This is a genomic window from Ruegeria sp. R8_1, assembly GCF_017743815.1.
Taxonomy (GTDB): domain Bacteria; phylum Pseudomonadota; class Alphaproteobacteria; order Rhodobacterales; family Rhodobacteraceae; genus Ruegeria; species Ruegeria lacuscaerulensis_A.
Genome location: NZ_JAGHRL010000001.1, coordinates 618626 through 636645 on the forward strand (window position 1 = coordinate 618626; position 18020 = coordinate 636645).

Genomic DNA, 18020 nt, shown 5'->3' on the forward strand with positions numbered 1-18020 from the left:
AGGGGACACCGCCGGGATGATCCCCGAAGAACGCCTTGAGCAGATAACCCAGCGATTCCAGTATCTCGAAGCGGCCATGTCCGATGGTGCCTCGGGCGGGGATATTGCGGCTCTGGCCAAAGAATATTCCGACCTCAAGCCTGTGGTCGACCAGATCATGGCGTGGAGGCAGCTGCGCGCCGATCTGACAGAGGCTCAGGCGATGCTGGCTGATCCCGACATGAAGGAGCTGGCTGAAGAGGAAATCCCCGATCTTCAAGCCCGTATCCCACAGGCCGAACACGCGCTGCAACTGGCGCTTTTGCCTAAGGATGCTGCAGACGCGCGCCCAGCGATGTTGGAAATCCGCCCCGGCACTGGTGGGGATGAAGCCGCTTTATTCGCGGGCGATCTGTTGCGCATGTATCAGCGTTACGCCGAGGCGCGCGGCTGGCGGTTCGAGATCATCGAAGAACAGGCCTCGGATCTGGGTGGCATCAAAGAGGTGGTGGCCCATATCAAGGGCGAGAATGTCTTTGCCCGGATGAAGTACGAATCCGGCGTGCACCGGGTGCAGCGCGTGCCCGAAACCGAAAGCGGGGGGCGTATCCATACCTCGGCAGCCACCGTGGCCGTTTTGCCCGAGGCCGAAGATGTCGATATTCAGATCGACGCGAACGACATTCGGATCGACACGATGCGCAGCTCGGGCGCGGGGGGACAGCACGTGAACACCACCGACTCGGCGGTGCGGATCACTCACTTGCCGACAGGGCTGGTTGTGACCAGCTCCGAGAAATCGCAGCACCGCAACCGAGAGATTGCGATGCAGGTTCTGAAAACGCGCCTCTATGACCTGGAAAGGCAGAGAATCGACAGTGAACGCTCGGCTGACCGGGCCAGTCAGGTGGGGTCCGGGGACCGCTCCGAGCGGATCAGGACGTATAATTTCCCGCAGGGCCGTATGACCGATCACCGCATCAACCTGACCCTGTATAAGTTGGATCAGGTGATGCAGGGCGATCTGGATGAGGTGATCGACGCGCTGACCGCCGATGATCAGGCGCGCCTGCTGGCCGAGATGGCCCTATGAACGGTCTGCAAACAGCGGCTCAGGCGATGGTGGCAGCCACGTCTCGCCTGCGGGCTGCAGGGGTCGATGATCCGGCACGCGATGCGCGCGTCCTGCTGGCACACGCTGCCCGAATCGAAGCCAGCCGGGTCACCCTGATTGCGCCGGAAGAACTGTCGCACGAGATCGCCGAACGCTATGATCAGCTTATTTCGTTGCGCGCCATTCGCGTTCCCGTGTCGCATCTGCTGGGCGAACGTGAGTTTTATGGCCGCAGGTTTCGCGTAAGTCGTGATGTTCTGGATCCGCGCCCTGAAACCGAGATTCTGATCGAGGCCGCGTTGAGCGCACCGTTTGATCATCTGTTGGATCTTGGAACGGGTTCGGGCTGTATCCTGATCACACTGTTGGCCGAACGCGAAAGTGCTTCGGGTGTTGGAGTTGATCTAAGCGAGGCCGCCTGCCTGCAGGCGAGCGCCAATGCGGTTCAACATCAGGTCCAAACCCGAGCCGAGATACAGCAATCAGATTGGTTTGAGAGCATAGAGGGGCAATTTGACCTTATCGTCTCGAATCCGCCCTATATTTCGCTGACAGAGATGAATGATTTGTCACCCGAAGTCCGCGAGCACGAGCCGCGCATGGCGCTGACGGATGAAGGGGACGGGTTAGGAGCCTATCGTCGCATTGCTGCCGATGTCCCGGATTATCTGGTCCCCGGCGGTCGGGTGCTGGTGGAAATCGGCCCGACGCAGGGTCACGCGGTTGCCGCGCTATTTCAGGCGGCTGGGCTGGCAGAGACTCGGATTATTCCTGATCTGGATGGCCGTGACCGTGTTGTCTTGGCCAGAATGCCTGGGTGACGGCACGTACTGAGGCTGAAAAGCGCCGATTGATGTAAAAAAGCTGCGAATTTTGGGATAAAGCCCTTGTCTGAACGCGCAGGACATGTTTACTCAAGATTAGTCGGAGAGGTTGACGCTATTGCAGCGCACCCCTGACGCCAAGCCCAAAAAAGTCGACATCGCGTTCCGGCTAAAGCCTTTGAGCAATGCAAGATGCGACGTGATCGACAGTGAATGACAAGGCTGACGAAAGTAGATGAGATCTTCCAAATCCCGCTCGCGGGCCAAGAATAACCGCAATCGTCCTTCTGGCGGCAACGTTGTAAACCGGGTCTTTGACAGCTCGGGGCCGGAAGGCAAAGTGCGCGGCACGCCCCAGCAGATCATTGACAAGTACAACCAGCTTGCCCGCGACGCGCAGCTGTCCAACGACCGTGTGGCTGCTGAGAACTTTCAGCAACACGCCGAGCATTACCTGCGTTTGCTGAGCGAAGCGCAGCGTGAAATGGAAGCGCGTCGGGAAGAGCAGGAGCGCCAAAACCGCGAACGGCAGGCCGAACGCGACCGAGAACGCGCAGAGCGTCAGGAACGTGAAGCGGCCCGTCAGGCAGATCCAGCCGAAGCACCGCAACCAGACGTCATGGATTTCAACGCCGAAGCGACCCCGGAATCCGGTTTGGTGGAAACGCCCGAGGCCAAGGGGGCTGATGTTTCGGAAAAGAAAGAAAAGCCTGCTCGCAAACCGCGTGCGCGCAAGCCTAAACCAGCACCTGCCGCTGAAGAGGCCACCGCCAACAAAGGTGATGCACCTGAGGCGGCCGAGTAAGCTGCGTTGGATATAGAATGGAAAGCCCTGGTCAAGCGACTGGGGCTTTTTTGTTTTCAGCCCGCGCGGATTTGGCGCGCCAATGCGCAGAAGGCTTCTAGCGGGATTTGTTCAGCCCGCTCGGTTGGTTGAATACCGGCGGCCAATAGGCGGTCTTCGATATCGGAAGCGACCCCTTTCAACGAAGCGCGCAGCATCTTGCGGCGTTGGTTGAATGCGGCGGCGACGACACGCGACAGGGTTGCGGCATCCGCGGGATGCCGAGGTTCGGACAAGGCGGTCAGGTGGACAACGGCGCTTGAAACTTTCGGCGGCGGGGTGAAAGCCCCGGGCGGTAAAGACATGGCGATACGCGCATCTGCCCGCCATTGCGCCAGGATGGCCAGTCGGCCATATGCCTTGCTGCCGGGTTGGGCAACAATACGCTCGGCCACTTCGCGCTGAAACATCAGAGTCAGGCTTTGCCAGAATGGCGGCCACTGCGGAGGTGTCAGCCAGCGGACCAGCAGTTCGGTACCGACGTTATACGGCAAGTTGGCTGCAACTCGAATCGGCGGGCTGAGATGCGCCATGGGGTCGATTTCCAGCGCATCACCGTTGATGATTTCCAGGCGTTCGGGGTAGGCGGCAGCAATCTCGTTCAAAGCTGCGATACAGCGCGTGTCTTTTTCGACTGCCACAACCTTGCGCGCGCCCTCTGATAAAAGCCCACGGGTCAAACCGCCGGGGCCGGGGCCGATTTCGAGAACGTCACAGGCACTGAGATCACCGGCCTGCCGCGCGATTTTTGCCGTCAGGTTGAGATCCAGCAGGAAGTTCTGCCCCAACGACTTGCGGGCCGAAAGCTGGTGCGCGGCGATGACCTCGCGCAGGGGGGGGAGTGTGTCGATTGCGCTCATGATCCGATTACCGTGGCGCGGGCTGAGGTAAAGCGCCAGTTTTTTTGCCTCTGGCGGGGATATTTTTAGCCAGGTGAAGGATCAAGCGCTTTTTGCCATGCGTTGGGCCAGTTTAAGGGCTTCGATCATGCTGGATGGGTTGGCAATGCCTTTTCCGGCAATATCCAGCGCCGTGCCGTGATCCGGCGAGGTGCGTATGAACGGCAATCCCAGCGTGACATTCACGCCCCGGTCGAAATCGAGGGTCTTTATCGGGATAAGCGCCTGATCGTGATACATCGCAACTGCCGCGTCGTACCTGGCGCGGGCCGCTGCGTGAAACATCGTGTCGGCAGGATGCGGGCCGGTGACCGTGTAGTCATCTTGCGGCAAGGCCTGGATCAGCGGCGCGATCCAGTCAAGCTCCTCATGTCCCATTTTACCGCCTTCGCCTGCATGTGGATTCAGACCAGCCACACTGATGCGAGGTTTTCTAATGCCGAATTGTGCACGCAGACCTTGGGCTGTGATCTCGATCGTTTCGCGCAAAAGATCTGGTGTCAGAGCGGCAGGAACGCGAGACAGCGGGATGTGGATCGTGGCAGGCACCACTCTAAGTTGCTCACTGGCCAGCATCATAACGACGCGTTGCTGTCCTGCGAGGGCTGCAAGAAACTCGGTATGTCCGGGGTAAGCAAAGTCCGCGCCTTCCATCAGGGCCTTTTTATGGATCGGTGCCGTACAAAGCGCTGAGGCTCGACCGGACTGAACCATAGAAACGCCGAGTTCGATCGCGTCGACGACGCTGGGCGCGTTGGCCGCAACGGGTTGGCCTGGTGTGTTGGCAGACGGAAAATCAAGGTGCAGCACAGGCAAGGCCGTCGCGCAGATCGCGGTCGCCTCAGAAAAATCTGTGATCCTCTGAATGGGCGTACCGGTAGGAAGATGGTTGGCATCTCCAATGTAGACAAGGGGGCACGTTCCGCGTAGCTCGGCCCAGGCTTTTGCGGCGATCTCTGGGCCTATGCCTGCGGGATCGCCACAACTCAGCGCGATTGGGGCTATCATTGCTCGATGATCGTTGCGTCCGCACGCAATTGCTCGAGTAGGCTTTCGGCAAAGGCAGTCAGACGTTGCTGGGTCAGAGCATTGGCGACATCCGCGCGCGAAGTTTCCTCGCCCCGGTCCAGAGTACGTGTGCACAGCATCAGGAATTTCAGCGTCTGACCATTGTTGCCGGTCAGCGCCGTCGAGACCTCGTTCAAGTCCAGCTTCGACAATTCGAGTGCGACATCGCGAGGGATTTCCGACGGGCTGGCTTCAATCCGTTGCAGAACGTTTTCGGGTTGGTCTTTTGCAAGGCCATAGAGATCATCGCAAGTATCGATCTCTTCGCGCAGATCGGCAGCACGGGCCAGTGTTTCCGCGCTGCGGCCACCGGGAAGGTTGTAGATCGCGTAGTCGATTTTTGAATAGGTCGGAGTACCCGACGCAACTTCGCGCAGGCCCCGAAGCTGAAACAGAGCGACTGCGTTTGGCAAAGAAATGGGTTGCGTTATTTCGCCATTCTTCAGACCGATGATCACCGGTTGCAGGGCGGGTGGCAGGTCGGTCAGGTTCAGCCAGTCCAACTGCCCCCCGTTGGTCCGGGTACCTGCCGCAGAATACTGCGTCGCAGCTGCCGAGAACGCATCGAATCCTTCCAGAAGTGCGATCTCTTCAGCCAACAATTCGACCTGTGCAACCGTTTGCTGATTTACGGGGATAATGACTTCGGACAGCAGAACTTGCAGCCCGCCACTGCCCGATTGACCAAGAGCGCGGTTGACCTCGTCTTCTGATGGGCGCGCCTGCGACAGGAATCTCGCGCTGATAAAGTCGCGCCACGACAGTTGGTCGGCCACAAAATCGCGGACGGTCTCGCGCGAAACACCTGCCTCGGACAGAAGCTGAAGGAACTCATCCGTCGACAAGCGACCGCGGGCAGCAAATTCGTCAATGCCCAGTTGAACGGCCTCGGGGCTGGCAGATATTCCAGCCGCGCTCATGGCTTGTTTGCGCAGACGATCGTCGATCAGGGCTTGGCGCACCTCGGCGTCTGACGCTCCGGGCGCACCAAGAACGGTCAAAAACTGCTGGCGCTGCTCAAGTTCGTACCATGTGACGATATCCTGATTGACCTTGATGGCTGGGGAAAACAGGCTCTGGGCCAGGCCCGGCGACACGCTCAGACACAACGATACGACCGCAACATAGGCGATTGGCCTGATCACAGCGGATCGGATGAGATTGGAGAAACCTGAAATCAACTGCATCTTCTCTTGAACTCTTGGCCACCACCTTCAACGGAGTATCCCGTCAGGGCTACCGTAAAGCCGAATTCAGTGGAAGGCTCAATACTAGATGACGAAGTAAAACGTCTGCTGACGGTCATGTTAACCTGCACGCACTCATTCTGGTACGTAACACCCAAGCCATACCGAATGGGTTCGGACTCGCTCAGATCGTAACGGGCGGCGGCTTGGGTTAGCCAGTTCTGGTCGACCCTATAGCGCCCATCCAATCGAATTTCGGATATTTCATCGTCCACGTTCTCGTCTGGGTCTGGCTCCTGCCAGATATAGCTGCCCGACAACCCAACGGTTTCTTGCTGCCAGGCCGCGCGCATTTCGGCCTTGGCAAAGCTGAAATCTCCGTTCAGCAAGCCGCGGCCTGCAAGTGACCACCCATTTGCGGTTTGCAATTGACCTGCAAGCAGCAGATCCGACGATGTTCCCTGCAGTCCCGATGTCAGATTGAACTCTGGGTCGGGATCTGCGCGAAACACTTGCCCGACTGTGGCCAAAGCCCGGCGTCCGTTCGCTCCGTAGCGCGCCCAGTTGACACCAATGACGCCGGTTGCCCCATCTTCGCGTCGATCCGGGGCTGGAAAACGGGACAGCGACAGCAAGTTGCCCTGATCGAATTCCTGAAACGTACTTTCGTCGATTGGCACATCATTGGTCGAGACTTGCGTCCAACCGATCTGAGCAATTGGCTCCAGCACCTGCGTAGCCCCGGATTGCTCGCGCCGTGCCATGGGATAGCGCAGGGTCAACGCCGCCCGGGGGGTGGTGCGGGTTTCTTGATCAGGGAAATTGCTGTCGTGGCGGATGTTGAACGTGTCAATCGAGGCCCCGAACCGTGCGTCCGCACGCAGACCCGAGTTGAAGATCCAACTGCGCAGCCATTCCGCGTCAAAGGTTGCTCGGGCCACATCGCGACCAACGACATCCTCGTCACTTGTGCGTTCATGGGCGTGTGTAATGAAACTCAGCCGTGTTTCGCCGCCGATCGACGTCGGAAAGTGGCGTTTCTGATAGTACAGATCGAATACACGAGATGGAATTTCGTCCTGATCTTCGCTGTCGCGCAAGGTTTTGTAATGGATAAAGCTGGTGCGGAAGGCGGTGTCGCGTTTGATCCGCTCTAGCGCAACTTCGCTGCGCAGGCGGTCGAAATCGGGCAGGCCATAATCGGCCAGGTAGGCGTCATCGGACGTGGTTTTAATATCGAACGTGAACCGATAGCCGTCATTCAGATTGAAAAAGCCATCTGCGAAGAAGTAGCCGCGATCCTCTCCGGGCTGAAGATCGTCACGGGTATGTGCGCCCAACAAGCGGAGTCGGCCACGCTTGAACGCCTGACGATACCGATACCCCAGCGTCCGAGTTTTTGAGGACAGATAGGGCGTCAATGTCAGGTCTTTGTGGTCTCCCAGCTTGAAGAAATATGGAACCTGAACCCCCGTGCCCAACTGCGACGTTGTGCGAATCGAAGGCACCAGGAAACCAGTCGCCCGGTCCAGAGTGGGGTCAGGCAGACGCAAATAAGGGAAATAGAAGACCGGCAGGTCCAGAATTCGGAATTGTGCGCCCTCGAAATACAGTTGTCGTTCAAGCTGATCGTGGGTGACCTTACGGGCCCTGATTTGCCACAAAGGCGGTCTGCCATCAGAACAAACATGACATGACGTGGCCGATACCTTGCTGAACTGTGTGTATCTGCCACCTGCGCGCGTTGCCTGAACCGATGCGACTTGGACCTGTTGGTCAAACACCATCCGCGCACCGATCAGCAAGCCGTTTTGAATACCGTCGTCCAGTTCAGCCGAATCCGCCAGAATCGTGGTAGAGCCGCCCTGATCAATGCGCACGGGGCCGTCCAGGGTGAGTTGCCCGGTGTCACGGTCATATGTGACCCGTTCAGCGGTAATTTTTGCATCGCCCTGAAATGCCTCGACATTGCCATCGGCGACCAGAACACGTTCGGGCGTGATGAAAATCCTGTCCGCAACCAGCAGGGCTGGCTGCTCTTCCTGTGTGGCTTCCGTAGGTGCGTTCACACCTGTTGGGGATTGTGCGTAGATCGTCGCGGGCAAGGTGATCGCGATGGCCGCCGACAACAGAAGGCTGGGAAGCAACCGCATCAGCCGTCCTCCGCGTGAAGCAAGAGACCAAGCGACAACAGTATGGCAGCGAAAGGCGGAGCCCAGGCCGCGACGATAATAGGCAATTGACCGTTTTCCCCTAATATTTGGGCAAAATTGCGCACGAAATAAATCGCGAATCCCAGAAGAACTGCAGACAGAACCGCAATTCCCGTGCCGCCGAATCTTACATGGCGCATGGTGAAGGCCGCGCCGATAAGAACCATCGAAACCAGAAAGAAGGGCCGCGCCAGTTGCACTTGCAACCAAACTTCATATTGCTTGGTTGAAAACCCGGCCTCGCGCAGATCCCGGATCAGCTCGGGCAGATCATAAACCGAAACCGATCCCTGCTGCCCCAGCGTGTCGAGAATGCGCTGCCGTGTAAGCGACGTCGGAACCTCGAGCTGTTCGTGAACGACCGAGTTGCTCTCGGGGTTTGTGTCTTCCGCGAAGGACCAGACCTTGGCATTGTCCAATACCCATTTGCCCGGCCTCAGTTCGGCACTATCGGCCGAGACCTGCTGAGTCGGGGTTCCTTCCTGTGAGAAAGTGATGATCGTCACGTTATTTAGCTTCAGTGTTTCACCGTTGGACGTACCTTTGGCGTGAATTACGGACTGACCGTTCTGCGATCCTTGGCGTAGCCACAAGCCCTCGCTGCTGATCGAAAACGCTGACGTGCCGTTGTTGCGGTAAGAGTCGGACAGGCGATTGTATTCCTCGGACGTCGCCGCAGAGATCGGGTTCAGCAGAGCTACGGCCATTGCTCCGATCAATAGGGCCAATGCGACCGGCGCTAATAAAGACCGTATGCCTGAGCGACCAATCGCGCGGGTAACGACCAGTTCAGAACTGCGCGCCAGCCCAACGAACAGCGCGATCGTTGCAAGGATAACCAGCAAGGGCAGCATTTCGCTGATCGCAGCTGGTGTGTTCAGCAAGGTCAGATGCAGCAAGCGTCCGAATGAAAGATTTTCGTCGTCGAACCGGCGCACCTGTTCGATCAGGTCGATTAGAATCAGCAACGTCAGGAAAATGCCGCCGATCACCAGAAAGTTCTGCAAGAAGCGGCGGGCAAAGTATCGGTCGAGGATCACGGCAGAACCCTCGCCATTCCTGCTAACGCGAAAAAACAACTAGCCCTCAGGTCAGAATCACAACCGTTCGCGCCTTGCCGCGACGGCATATGCCTGCCCTGTCTTGCCACTTTGTTCTCCCCCGAACCTGCCGGAATTTTTTCTGGACTGTACTGCAATTGAAGTGCGGGGAAAACTGCTATCTGGTCAAGTTGATCGGGGCGGGCTAGGTCTTGGGTCACAGATTTTCAGGAGTTCCCAATGAGCAGTCTAATCCCGATCCAGTTTCAGACTTTTGACGTGGACATTATGGCGCAAGCCGAGGGCCGAGTCGCGATCATCGTTTCTGACGACGGCAAGATGGGTCCTGCCGCGCGTCGGGCCAATCGCCTGACCCGCGGTGCTGTCGCGCGGCTGGTCGAAAGCGAACAGTTCGAAAAGGTGAAGTCGGGCGAGGTGATCTCGTTGGCATGGCCCGGTGGCATGGCGGCCGAGGCGCTGGATATTCTGGTTCTGGCGCGCCGCCCGGATGTGGCCGAGGCCCGCAAGGCTGGTGTCGCGCTTGCGAAACTGGCCGGTGGCAAGGCGCTGCTGGTGATGGCGGCCAACCAGACCCGCTCCGAGGATCTGGCCATGGGGATCGCCCTGCGCAGTTATGAGTTCGACGCGCACAAGACTAAAGACTCTGATCCAGCCGCGACGGTCACTATTGCGCATCAGAAATCTGACGAGGTCGAAGCCGCCTTTGCGCCGCTCTATGCTATTGCCGACGGCGTGCGTATGACGCGTGATCTGACGAATGAGCCCGCCAATATCCTGACGACAACAGAATTCGCTGACCGCTTGGCCGAGATGAAGGATCTGGGCCTCGAGGTTGAGGTTCTGGAAGAAGACAAGCTGGAAGAGCTGGGAATGCGCACATTGCTGAGCGTCGGTCAGGGCTCGGTCAGTCCGTCGAAGGTTGTGGTGATGCAATGGAACGGTGGCGACAAGGGCGATGCCCCGCTGGCACTGGTGGGCAAGGGCGTTGTGTTCGATACCGGTGGGATTTCGTTGAAGCCTGCGGGTGGCATGGAAGACATGACCATGGATATGGGCGGCGCAGGAGTTGTTGCGGGCACCATGCGCGCGCTGGCCAAGCGCAAGGCCAAGGCCAATGTGGTCGGGCTGGTGGGGCTGGTCGAGAATATGCCCTCGGGCAATGCCACGCGCCCCGGCGATGTGGTCAAGTCGATGAAGGGAGACACGGTCGAGATCATCAACACCGATGCCGAGGGTCGTTTGGTTCTGTGCGACGTGATGTGGTACGCGCAGGAGCGGTTCAGCCCTGTGGGCATGGTTGATCTGGCGACCCTGACTGGAGCGATCATCATTGGTCTGGGGCATGAGAATGCGGGCGTCTTCTCGAACAATGACACCTTCTGCGAGGCCTTCCTGAAATCGGCCAAAGCCGAGGACGAAGGCGCGTGGCGGATGCCCTTGGGCGCGGCATATGACAAGCAGTTGAAGTCTCGCATCGCTGATATGAAGAACGTAGGTGGGCGGCCTGCGGGCTCGATCACCGCTGCGCAGTTCCTGCAGCGTTTCGTGAAAGAGGAAACGCCGTGGATTCACCTGGATATTGCCGGTGTTGCCTCGGTGGCGTCCGAGACGTCCTATGCTCCGAAAGGTGCAACTGGCTGGGGCGTGCGCGCGTTGAGCCGTTTTGTGCAGGACAATTTCGAGTAATCGGATGGGTGCCGTCTATTTCTACCACCTGACCCGGCAGCCGCTGGAATACACGCTGCCGGTTTTGCTGGAGAAGGCCCGGCAGGCCGGGTGGAAGATTGTCGTGCGGGGAACAGATCCCGCACGGATGGACTGGCTGGATGAAAAACTGTGGCTGGGGCCGGATGACGGGTTCCTGCCGCATGGGCTTGCCGGTGGGCCGCACGATGCGGCGCAGCCCATTTTGCTGACGACCGGACCGGATGTGTCCAATAACCCGGCCTGCGTAATGGCGGTGGACGGTGCGCAGGTAGGGCCGGACGAAGTGAACGCTATGGAACGGGTCTGTATCCTGTTCGACGGCAATGACGAACAGGCGGTTCAGCATGCGCGCGGGCAGTGGAAGGCCCTGACCGGCGCAGGGTGTTCAGCGCAATACTGGTCCGAGGAAGCGGGCCGTTGGGAAAAGAAAGCCGAGGCTTAAGCCTTGTGCGCTAGTTTTCAGGAGATCGATACATGGAAATGAAGCCCTTGGGCCGAACAGGCGTTATGGTGACCGACCTGTGCCTCGGAACAATGACTTTTGGATCGCAGACATCCGAGACGGACGCTCATCGCCAGATGGATATGGCGCTGGATGCTGGGATCAATTTTGTCGATGCGGCCGAAATGTATCCGGTCAACCCCATCGCCAAGGAAACCATCGGACGCACCGAAGAATACCTTGGCAACTGGAACGCAGCCAATGCTGCGCGTCGTGAGAGTTATGTTCTGGCGACCAAGCATTCGGGCGCCGGCATGGTCCATGTCCGAAACGGCGCGCCGATCACCGGTCAGACGATCCCTGAAGCCATCGAGAATTCTCTGCGACGATTGCAGACCGATTACATCGACCTCTACCAGTTCCACTGGCCGAACCGGGGCAGCTATATGTTCCGCCAGAACTGGAATTACGCTCCGTCCGGCAAGAACACGGCCGATGTGCTGGACAATATGTCGGAATGCCTCGAGGCGCTGCAGGCGCAAGTTGATAAGGGCAATATTCGTGCTTTTGGTCTGTCGAACGAAAGTGCATGGGGCACCGCGCAGTGGCTGCGTCTGGCCGAGGCAGGCGGCGGGCCGCGGGTGGCATCGGTTCAGAACGAGTATTCATTGCTGTGTCGGCATTTCGACACTGACATGGCCGAATTGAGCGCGCATGAAGACGTTGGATTGATGGCGTTTTCGCCTCTGGCGGCAGGGTTCCTGACGGGCAAGTATCAAGAGGGCGCAGTTCCCGAGGGCTCGCGCATGTCCTTCGTGCCCGATATGGGCGGTCGCCACCGTGATCGGGTTTTCACGGCGGTGAATGCCTATCTGGACATCGCCGAGAGACATGGATTGGACCCGGTGCATATGGCATTGGCTTGGTGCCGTACGCGCCCATTTGTGATGACGGCCATATTCGGAGCGACAACAGTCGAGCAACTTGCCCATATTCTTGACGGGAAAGAGCTGAAACTTTCCAAAGAGGTGATGCGCGAGATTGGCGATGCGCATCGGGCACATCCCATGCCGTTCTAAAGTCTTTCCGGAGGTGGATGGGGGGCTCTGCCCACGCCGCCCGTTCCGGGCGACTCCCCCGAGATATTTTTAGCCAGATGAAGGGGGATCCGGTCAGTGATGGGTGGGGTGCGCGCGCTCTTGCCTGAGATCGCGGGCCGACAGGCCGTGGGCGGTGCGAAAGGCGCGGGCAAAGCTGGATTGCGACGCAAAGCCCGTGGCCAGCGCCACATCCATCAGTGACATATCAGTGTCGGTGACCAGGCGGCGGGCCTCGGCCAGGCGCAGTTGCAGGTAGTGGTCCTGCGGTGTGGTGTTCAGGCGCAGGCGGAATTGTTGCTGTAGGGTGCGGGGGCTGGTGCCTAGTGTCTCGGCGATATTGGCCAGCGGCAGCGGGTCATCCAGCGCGGATTGCATCAGGCTGTTTGCCTTGGCCGTAAGGGTCGTGTGACGGTGCGGCGCGCCGGTGCGGCTTTGCGGTTTGGCGGGGTCGGGGGCGCCGTCATAGAGGAACAGGCCAGACACGCGCGCGGCAAAGCCTGCGCCGTGGCGCGCGGCTATGATATGCAGCATCATTTCGACCGCTGGGATTGCGCCGCCTGAGGTGAGGCGGTTTTGCGAGACGGTGAAGCGGTCGGGGCGCACGTCGACCTCGGGGAAACGGGCTGCAAAATTATCCAGGTCTTCCCAATGGGTTGTTGCGGCGTGGCCGTCCAGAAGGCCCGCTTCGGCCAGTAGCCAGGGGCCTCCGTCGATGCCGGCCATTGTGGCGCCGGTGTTTGCGATCCGGCGTAGCCCAGCCAGCAGGCTGGGGGTGGCGTGGCGTGCCAGTTGGAACCCGGCAACCACAATCATCAGGTCGCAGCCTTGCAGGCGGGCCAGAGGGATGCCCGGCACGGTAAGGGCGCTGGTCAGCATCGCGGGCTGGGCCGTAGCGGTGACATAGTCCCAATCAAAGGCGGGGCGATCGGCCAGACGATTGGCTGCGCGCATGGGGTCTACAGCGGATGCAAAGCTGAGCGTGTTGCAGTCATCCAGCACCAGCACCGCCGTTTTCAGGGCGCGATGTTCGGGTTGCAGTATGTTTTTTGCGGATTTCATCAAGTTCGATTCGCATTCTGGCAAGTGTTTCCCCAAGGCTGCGTCAGAGTCGCAGGCAACGCAAATCGATTGCCGGGGAGAAGTCTGGGGAAAACTCAGGGCAAAACCGGGTATAAGTTGGGGAGAACGCCATGCCTTTAGAAATGAACCGCGAGGTCTTTATCACCTGTGCCGTGACCGGCTCGGGCGGGACGCAGGATCGCAGCCCGCATGTGCCGCGCTCGCCGCAACAGATTGCCGACAGCGCGATTGCGGCGGCTAAGGCCGGGGCGGCTGTGGTGCATTGCCATGTGCGCGACCCCGAGACGGGTGCGCCCAGCCGTCGGCTGGACCTGTATCGCGAGGTGACAGACCGGATTCGCGACGCGGATGTCGATGTCGTGCTGAACCTGACCGCCGGGATGGGCGGGGATATCGTGTTCGGTGGCGTCGAGAGCCCGTTTCCGGTGGCCGAGGGCACCGACATGATCGGTGCGTCAGAGCGCGTGGCGCATATCGCGGAGTGCCTGCCCGAGATCTGTACGCTGGATTGCGGCACCATGAATTTTGCCGAAGCCGACTATGTCATGACCAACACCCCCGGCGCGCTGCGGGCGATGGGGCAGATGATGACGGATATGGGTGTGAAGCCCGAGATTGAGGCTTTTGACACCGGTCATCTGTGGTTCGCCAAACAGTTGGTGAAAGAGGGAATTCTGGAGCCGAACGCTCTGGTTCAGCTGTGTATGGGCGTGCCGTGGGGCGCGCCGGATGATCTGAATACGTTCATGGCCATGGTGAACAATGTGCCCGATGACTGGACGTTCAGCGCGTTTTCGCTGGGGCGAAACCAGATGGCTTACGTGGCGGCCTCGGTGTTGGCGGGCGGCAACGTGCGCGTGGGGCTTGAGGACAATCTGTGGCTGGACAAGGGTGTTCTGGCCGAGAACTGGCAGTTGGTCGAGCGTGCAGGGACGATCATCGAGAATATGGGCGCGAAGGTCATTGGGCCTGCTGAGGTGCGTGAGAAGCTTGGTTTGGTCAAGCGTGCGCCGGTGGCGACGTAAGCGCGGATTGGGGGCCAGCCCCGTCGCCATCTGGGCTTGAACCAGTGGCGCCACATATGGCGACCCCGGGATATTTTTAGCCAGATGAAGAGGCGGATCGACGTGAAAACAGCGGCAATCATTGGTGGTGGTGTGATCGGCGGCGGTTGGGCCGCGCGGTTTTTACTGAACGGGTGGGATGTTCGGGTTTTTGACCCTGATCCTGAGGCGGAGCGCAAGATTGGGGAGGTTCTGGACAATGCGCGGCGGTCGCTGCCGGGGCTGAGTGATGTTCCGTTGCCACCCGAGGGTTCTCTGAGTTTCCATGAAGATATGGCCGAGGCTGTGCAGGGCGCGGAGTGGATACAGGAAAGTGTGCCCGAGCGGTTGGACCTGAAGCTGAAGGTTTACAAGGGGTTGCAGGAGGCGTGTGATCCGGGCGCGATCATCGGCTCGTCGACCAGCGGGTTCAAACCCTCGGAACTGCAGGAAGGCGCGCTGCGGCCCGAACAGATCGTGGTGACGCATCCGTTTAACCCGGTTTATTTGCTACCGTTGATCGAACTGGTGCCGACCGACAAGAATCCGTCCGAGTTGGTCGAGCGCGCGCAGGGGCTGCTGAAATCGGTGGGTTTCTTTCCCCTGCATATCAAGAAAGAGATCGACGCGCATATCGCTGACCGTTTCCTTGAGGCCGTCTGGCGCGAGGCGCTGTGGCTGGTCAAGGACGGCATCGCCACCACCGAAGAGGTGGATGAGGCGATCCGCATGGGGTTCGGCATCCGCTGGGCGCAGATGGGCCTGTTCGAGACCTACCGCGTGGCCGGAGGCGAGGCCGGGATGCGGCACTTTATGGCGCAGTTCGGGCCAGCGTTGAAATGGCCCTGGACCAAGCTGATGGACGTGCCCGAGTTCACTGATGAACTGGTCGATATGATCGCCGATCAGTCGGATGCGCAATCGGGGATGCATTCGATCCGCGAGCTGGAGCGCATTCGCGACAACAACCTCGTGGGGATGATGCGGGCGCTTAAGGCGCAAGATTACGGGGCAGGGGCGGTGCTGAACCAGCATGACGCGCTGCTGAAACGCGGTGCTCTGCCGACGATGGAGGAGGCCGATCTGAGCCAACCGATCCTGACCTTGTCGCGCGCGGTGCCGCTGGATTGGACGGACTACAACGGCCACATGAACGAGGCGCGTTATCTGGAAGCCTTCGCCGCCGCCACGGATCGGTTCATGGAGATCATCGGTTGTGATGCGGACTATATCGCGTCGGGTGGCAGCTATTTCACGGCTGAAAACCACATCCGCTATGTGGATGAGGTCCATGCAGGCGCAAAGATTCAGATGCGCACGCAGATGCTGTTGGGGCAGGGCAAGAAGCTGCACGTTTTCCACAGCATGTATGAAGGCGACAAACTGCTGGCCACGGGTGAAAGCTTTCTGCTGCATGTCAGTCTGGAGACACGCCGCCCCAGCGCCCCATCACCACAAATTGAGGCGGCCATGGCCCGTATTGCCGAGGCGCAGGCCGGGTTGCCTTATCCCGAGGGCGCGGGGGCGGCGATCCGCAAACCTGCATGAGCGGGCGGGTTCTGATCACGGCCGGGGCCTCGGGCGTCGGTCGCGCCATGGCCGAGGCGTTCGACGCCGCAGGCGCGCAAGTTTGGGTGGCCGATCTGGACCCAGAAGCGTTGGCCGCGTGCCCGAGCCATTGGAACCGGTCGCAGGTGGATGTTGCGGATGAACCCTCGGTTGCGGCCCTGTTCGCCGAGATTGCGGCGCACTGGGGCGGGCTGGATACGCTGTGCGCCAATGCCGGGATCGCCGGGCCAACGGCGTTGGTCGAGGATGTGGCGCTGGAAGACTGGCGCGCCTGTCTGGCGGTCAACCTTGAGGGCGCGTTTCTGTGTGCGAAATACGCCGCACCGATCCTCAAGCGTCAGGGCCGTGGGGCGATCATCGTCACCTCGTCTACGGCCGGGCAATACGGCTATCCGAACCGCGCGCCCTATGCGGCGGCGAAATGGGGTGTCATCGGGCTGGCCAAAACGCTTGCGATGGAGCTTGGCCCCCACGGCGTGCGTTGCAACACGATCTGCCCCGGCGCGGTTGAAGGCCCCCGGATGGAGGGTGTTCTGGCCCGCGAGGCCAATGCCAAAGGCATGACCCGCGATCAGGTGTATGACGGCTATGCCGCAGGCACCTCGATGGGGCGGTTTGTCGAGGGGCGCGACATTGCCGATATGGCCGTGTTTCTGGCGTCAGACGCGGCGCGGCTTGTCTCTGGGCAGGTGATCGCGGTCGACGGGCATACCGTCAACCCCGACCCCAAGATCTAGCCCTGATTGGGACCACGAATCTGGCGGATGGTCTGGCGGACCGCCTGCCAATCCTGCGCCTGTTGTATATTCCCGGCGGCCTCGCATTCGCGCATCTTCTGCGCGGCTTCAGCCTCGGCTCTGTCTCCGTGGGCGGAATATAAGGCCCGTGCGTATTGGGCGGTTTGCATTGCGTCCATTCCTGTGCTCCTCCGTTCATAATCGGAATGCGAAAGGGTTCGCGCCCAGTGACGTTAGCACAGGATTGAGTTCAACGCATACTGTCACGTAATGCGCGCAGATGGCCGGGAAAATCCCGCGCGGTGACGTCGGCTTCACGGATCAGAGTGTCAAAATGCCGGGTGAACGTTTCGATCCGGTCGCGGTCGCGGAACGCCATATAGTGGCTGCCCGCATAGAACACGCAGAGCAATGGGCCAAAGATCGTGACTGGTGCCGAATAAAGCCTTTTTGCATCAAACAGATAGATGCGCAGGCGGGGATAGAGTTGGTCGCACAGCGCCAGTAGGTGGTCGATCTGATCCTGACGTGTTTGCAGATTTAGCCCTCGGTAGTACCCGGATGCGCTTGCGAAGCTTTCGATTTCAAACAAAGGCATGGCAATTTCGTAGTCCGATTGCGCCCGGCGCATCCAGGTTAACCGGTCTTCAGATGCGCCAATGGCCTGATCTGCAGTCCGCCCCAGATGTGGTGCATACTCCCATTCCAGCACGGCACGGGTCTTTAACATATCCGGCAAAGTCGCTGGAACGTAACGGATTTTGTATCCGGCCGCCTCTTGATGCCATTCGAAAATCCGCTCATCCACCAATGCGCGGGCGGCCTCGGTCACGGTTAACGCACCCGCCAAAAGTTCGGCCGCGCTTTCGGGTCGGTCCGAGAGCGACAGGAGCCAATCCGCCGAAACCCCCAGCGCTGACGCGCAGCCGCCAACCACATGCGCATTCGGCAACCGAGCTCCATCGCCGGTCAGCAGTTGCGACACGGTCGAGCGATCAACGCCGATGTTTCGCGCCAGAGCGCTTTGGCTAACGTGCCGCTCCTCCATCGCGCGGGCAAGGCGGAGGCGGAACTGTGCGGCTCGATCTCGTTTGTCGATTTTTTCTGACATGTGTTTGATTTTATCACAAATGATGAATTTTGTTAATCACAT

The 18020-nt window shown here is 59.6% G+C and carries 17 protein-coding genes; 9 read left to right on the forward strand and 8 right to left on the reverse strand.

Going from position 1 to position 18020, the window contains the following annotated elements; translation table 11 throughout:
• Nucleotides 1–16 precede the first annotated feature (16 nt).
• From prfA to J7380_RS03145, 3 genes are all read left to right on the forward strand, one after another.
• Nucleotides 17–1072, forward strand: coding sequence for a peptide chain release factor 1 (gene prfA, locus J7380_RS03135; protein WP_209194435.1), 1056 nt, complete (start codon nt 17–19; stop codon nt 1070–1072).
• Nucleotides 1069–1914 (forward strand): peptide chain release factor N(5)-glutamine methyltransferase, encoded by an 846-nt coding sequence (gene prmC, locus J7380_RS03140; protein WP_209194436.1) that lies wholly within the window; start codon nt 1069–1071, stop codon nt 1912–1914. Before prfA ends, prmC begins: the two co-directional genes overlap by 4 nt.
• Nucleotides 1915–2152: 238 nt before the next feature.
• Nucleotides 2153–2722, forward strand: coding sequence for a DUF4167 domain-containing protein (locus tag J7380_RS03145; protein WP_209194437.1), 570 nt, complete (start codon nt 2153–2155; stop codon nt 2720–2722).
• A gap of 56 nt (nt 2723–2778) precedes the next feature.
• Here J7380_RS03145 and rsmA read toward each other — a convergent pair whose 3' ends face one another.
• From rsmA to lptG, 5 genes are all read right to left on the reverse strand, one after another.
• On the reverse strand, nt 2779–3621 hold the full coding sequence (gene rsmA, locus J7380_RS03150) for a 16S rRNA (adenine(1518)-N(6)/adenine(1519)-N(6))-dimethyltransferase RsmA (protein WP_209194438.1): 843 nt from the start codon (nt 3619–3621) through the stop codon (nt 2779–2781).
• Nucleotides 3622–3702: 81 nt separating this feature from the next.
• Nucleotides 3703–4668 (reverse strand): 4-hydroxythreonine-4-phosphate dehydrogenase PdxA, encoded by a 966-nt coding sequence (gene pdxA, locus J7380_RS03155; protein WP_209194439.1) that lies wholly within the window; start codon nt 4666–4668, stop codon nt 3703–3705.
• A complete protein-coding gene (locus J7380_RS03160; protein WP_209194440.1) occupies nt 4665–5915 on the reverse strand; it encodes a peptidylprolyl isomerase in 1251 nt (416 codons plus the stop codon). The genes pdxA and J7380_RS03160 overlap by 4 nt, the downstream gene beginning before the upstream one ends.
• A complete protein-coding gene (lptD, locus tag J7380_RS03165; RefSeq protein ID WP_209194441.1) occupies nt 5906–8068 on the reverse strand; it encodes an LPS assembly protein LptD in 2163 nt (720 codons plus the stop codon). The genes J7380_RS03160 and lptD overlap by 10 nt, the downstream gene beginning before the upstream one ends.
• Nucleotides 8068–9168 carry an LPS export ABC transporter permease LptG gene (gene lptG / locus J7380_RS03170; RefSeq protein WP_209194442.1) on the reverse strand — a complete coding sequence of 367 codons (1101 nt, stop codon included), beginning with the start codon at nt 9166–9168 and terminating at the stop codon, nt 8068–8070. The genes lptD and lptG overlap by 1 nt, the downstream gene beginning before the upstream one ends.
• Before the next feature lie 240 nt (nt 9169–9408).
• Between lptG and J7380_RS03175 the strand changes: the two genes are divergently transcribed.
• Genes J7380_RS03175 through J7380_RS03185 form a run of 3 tightly spaced genes read left to right on the forward strand, consistent with a single transcriptional unit; the run spans nt 9409 to nt 12417 of the window.
• The gene (locus J7380_RS03175) at nt 9409–10875 is read left to right on the forward strand and encodes a leucyl aminopeptidase (RefSeq protein WP_209194443.1); all 1467 of its coding nucleotides are present in this window, start codon (nt 9409–9411) and stop codon (nt 10873–10875) included.
• 4 nt (nt 10876–10879) lie between these two features.
• Nucleotides 10880–11338: a DNA polymerase III subunit chi gene (locus tag J7380_RS03180; protein ID WP_209194444.1), complete on the forward strand. Its 459-nt coding sequence runs from the start codon at nt 10880–10882 to the stop codon at nt 11336–11338.
• Nucleotides 11339–11370: 32 nt separating this feature from the next.
• Nucleotides 11371–12417, forward strand: a complete 1047-nt coding sequence (locus tag J7380_RS03185; RefSeq protein WP_209194445.1) for an aldo/keto reductase — start codon at nt 11371–11373, stop codon at nt 12415–12417.
• A gap of 93 nt (nt 12418–12510) precedes the next feature.
• Here J7380_RS03185 and J7380_RS03190 read toward each other — a convergent pair whose 3' ends face one another.
• Nucleotides 12511–13497 carry a GlxA family transcriptional regulator gene (locus J7380_RS03190; RefSeq protein WP_209194446.1) on the reverse strand — a complete coding sequence of 329 codons (987 nt, stop codon included), beginning with the start codon at nt 13495–13497 and terminating at the stop codon, nt 12511–12513.
• Nucleotides 13498–13628: 131 nt separating this feature from the next.
• Here J7380_RS03190 and J7380_RS03195 point away from each other — a divergent pair, with 131 nt between their 5' ends.
• From J7380_RS03195 to J7380_RS03205, 3 genes are all read left to right on the forward strand, one after another.
• Complete coding sequence (locus tag J7380_RS03195) at nt 13629–14543, forward strand: 3-keto-5-aminohexanoate cleavage protein (protein WP_209194447.1); 915 nt, start codon at nt 13629–13631, stop codon at nt 14541–14543.
• 84 nt (nt 14544–14627) lie between these two features.
• A complete protein-coding gene (locus tag J7380_RS03200; protein WP_209194448.1) occupies nt 14628–16109 on the forward strand; it encodes a carnitine 3-dehydrogenase in 1482 nt (493 codons plus the stop codon).
• On the forward strand, nt 16106–16867 hold the full coding sequence (locus tag J7380_RS03205; protein ID WP_209194449.1) for an SDR family oxidoreductase: 762 nt from the start codon (nt 16106–16108) through the stop codon (nt 16865–16867). The genes J7380_RS03200 and J7380_RS03205 overlap by 4 nt, the downstream gene beginning before the upstream one ends.
• On the opposite strand, the gene J7380_RS03210 is transcribed toward J7380_RS03205, so the two are convergent.
• Nucleotides 16864–17046, reverse strand: a complete 183-nt coding sequence (locus tag J7380_RS03210) for a hypothetical protein (RefSeq protein ID WP_209194450.1) — start codon at nt 17044–17046, stop codon at nt 16864–16866. The two genes, J7380_RS03205 and J7380_RS03210, sit on opposite strands and share 4 nt — an antisense overlap.
• 71 nt (nt 17047–17117) lie before the next feature.
• Nucleotides 17118–17978: a helix-turn-helix transcriptional regulator gene (locus tag J7380_RS03215; RefSeq protein WP_209194451.1), complete on the reverse strand. Its 861-nt coding sequence runs from the start codon at nt 17976–17978 to the stop codon at nt 17118–17120.
• Nucleotides 17979–18020 lie beyond the last annotated feature (42 nt).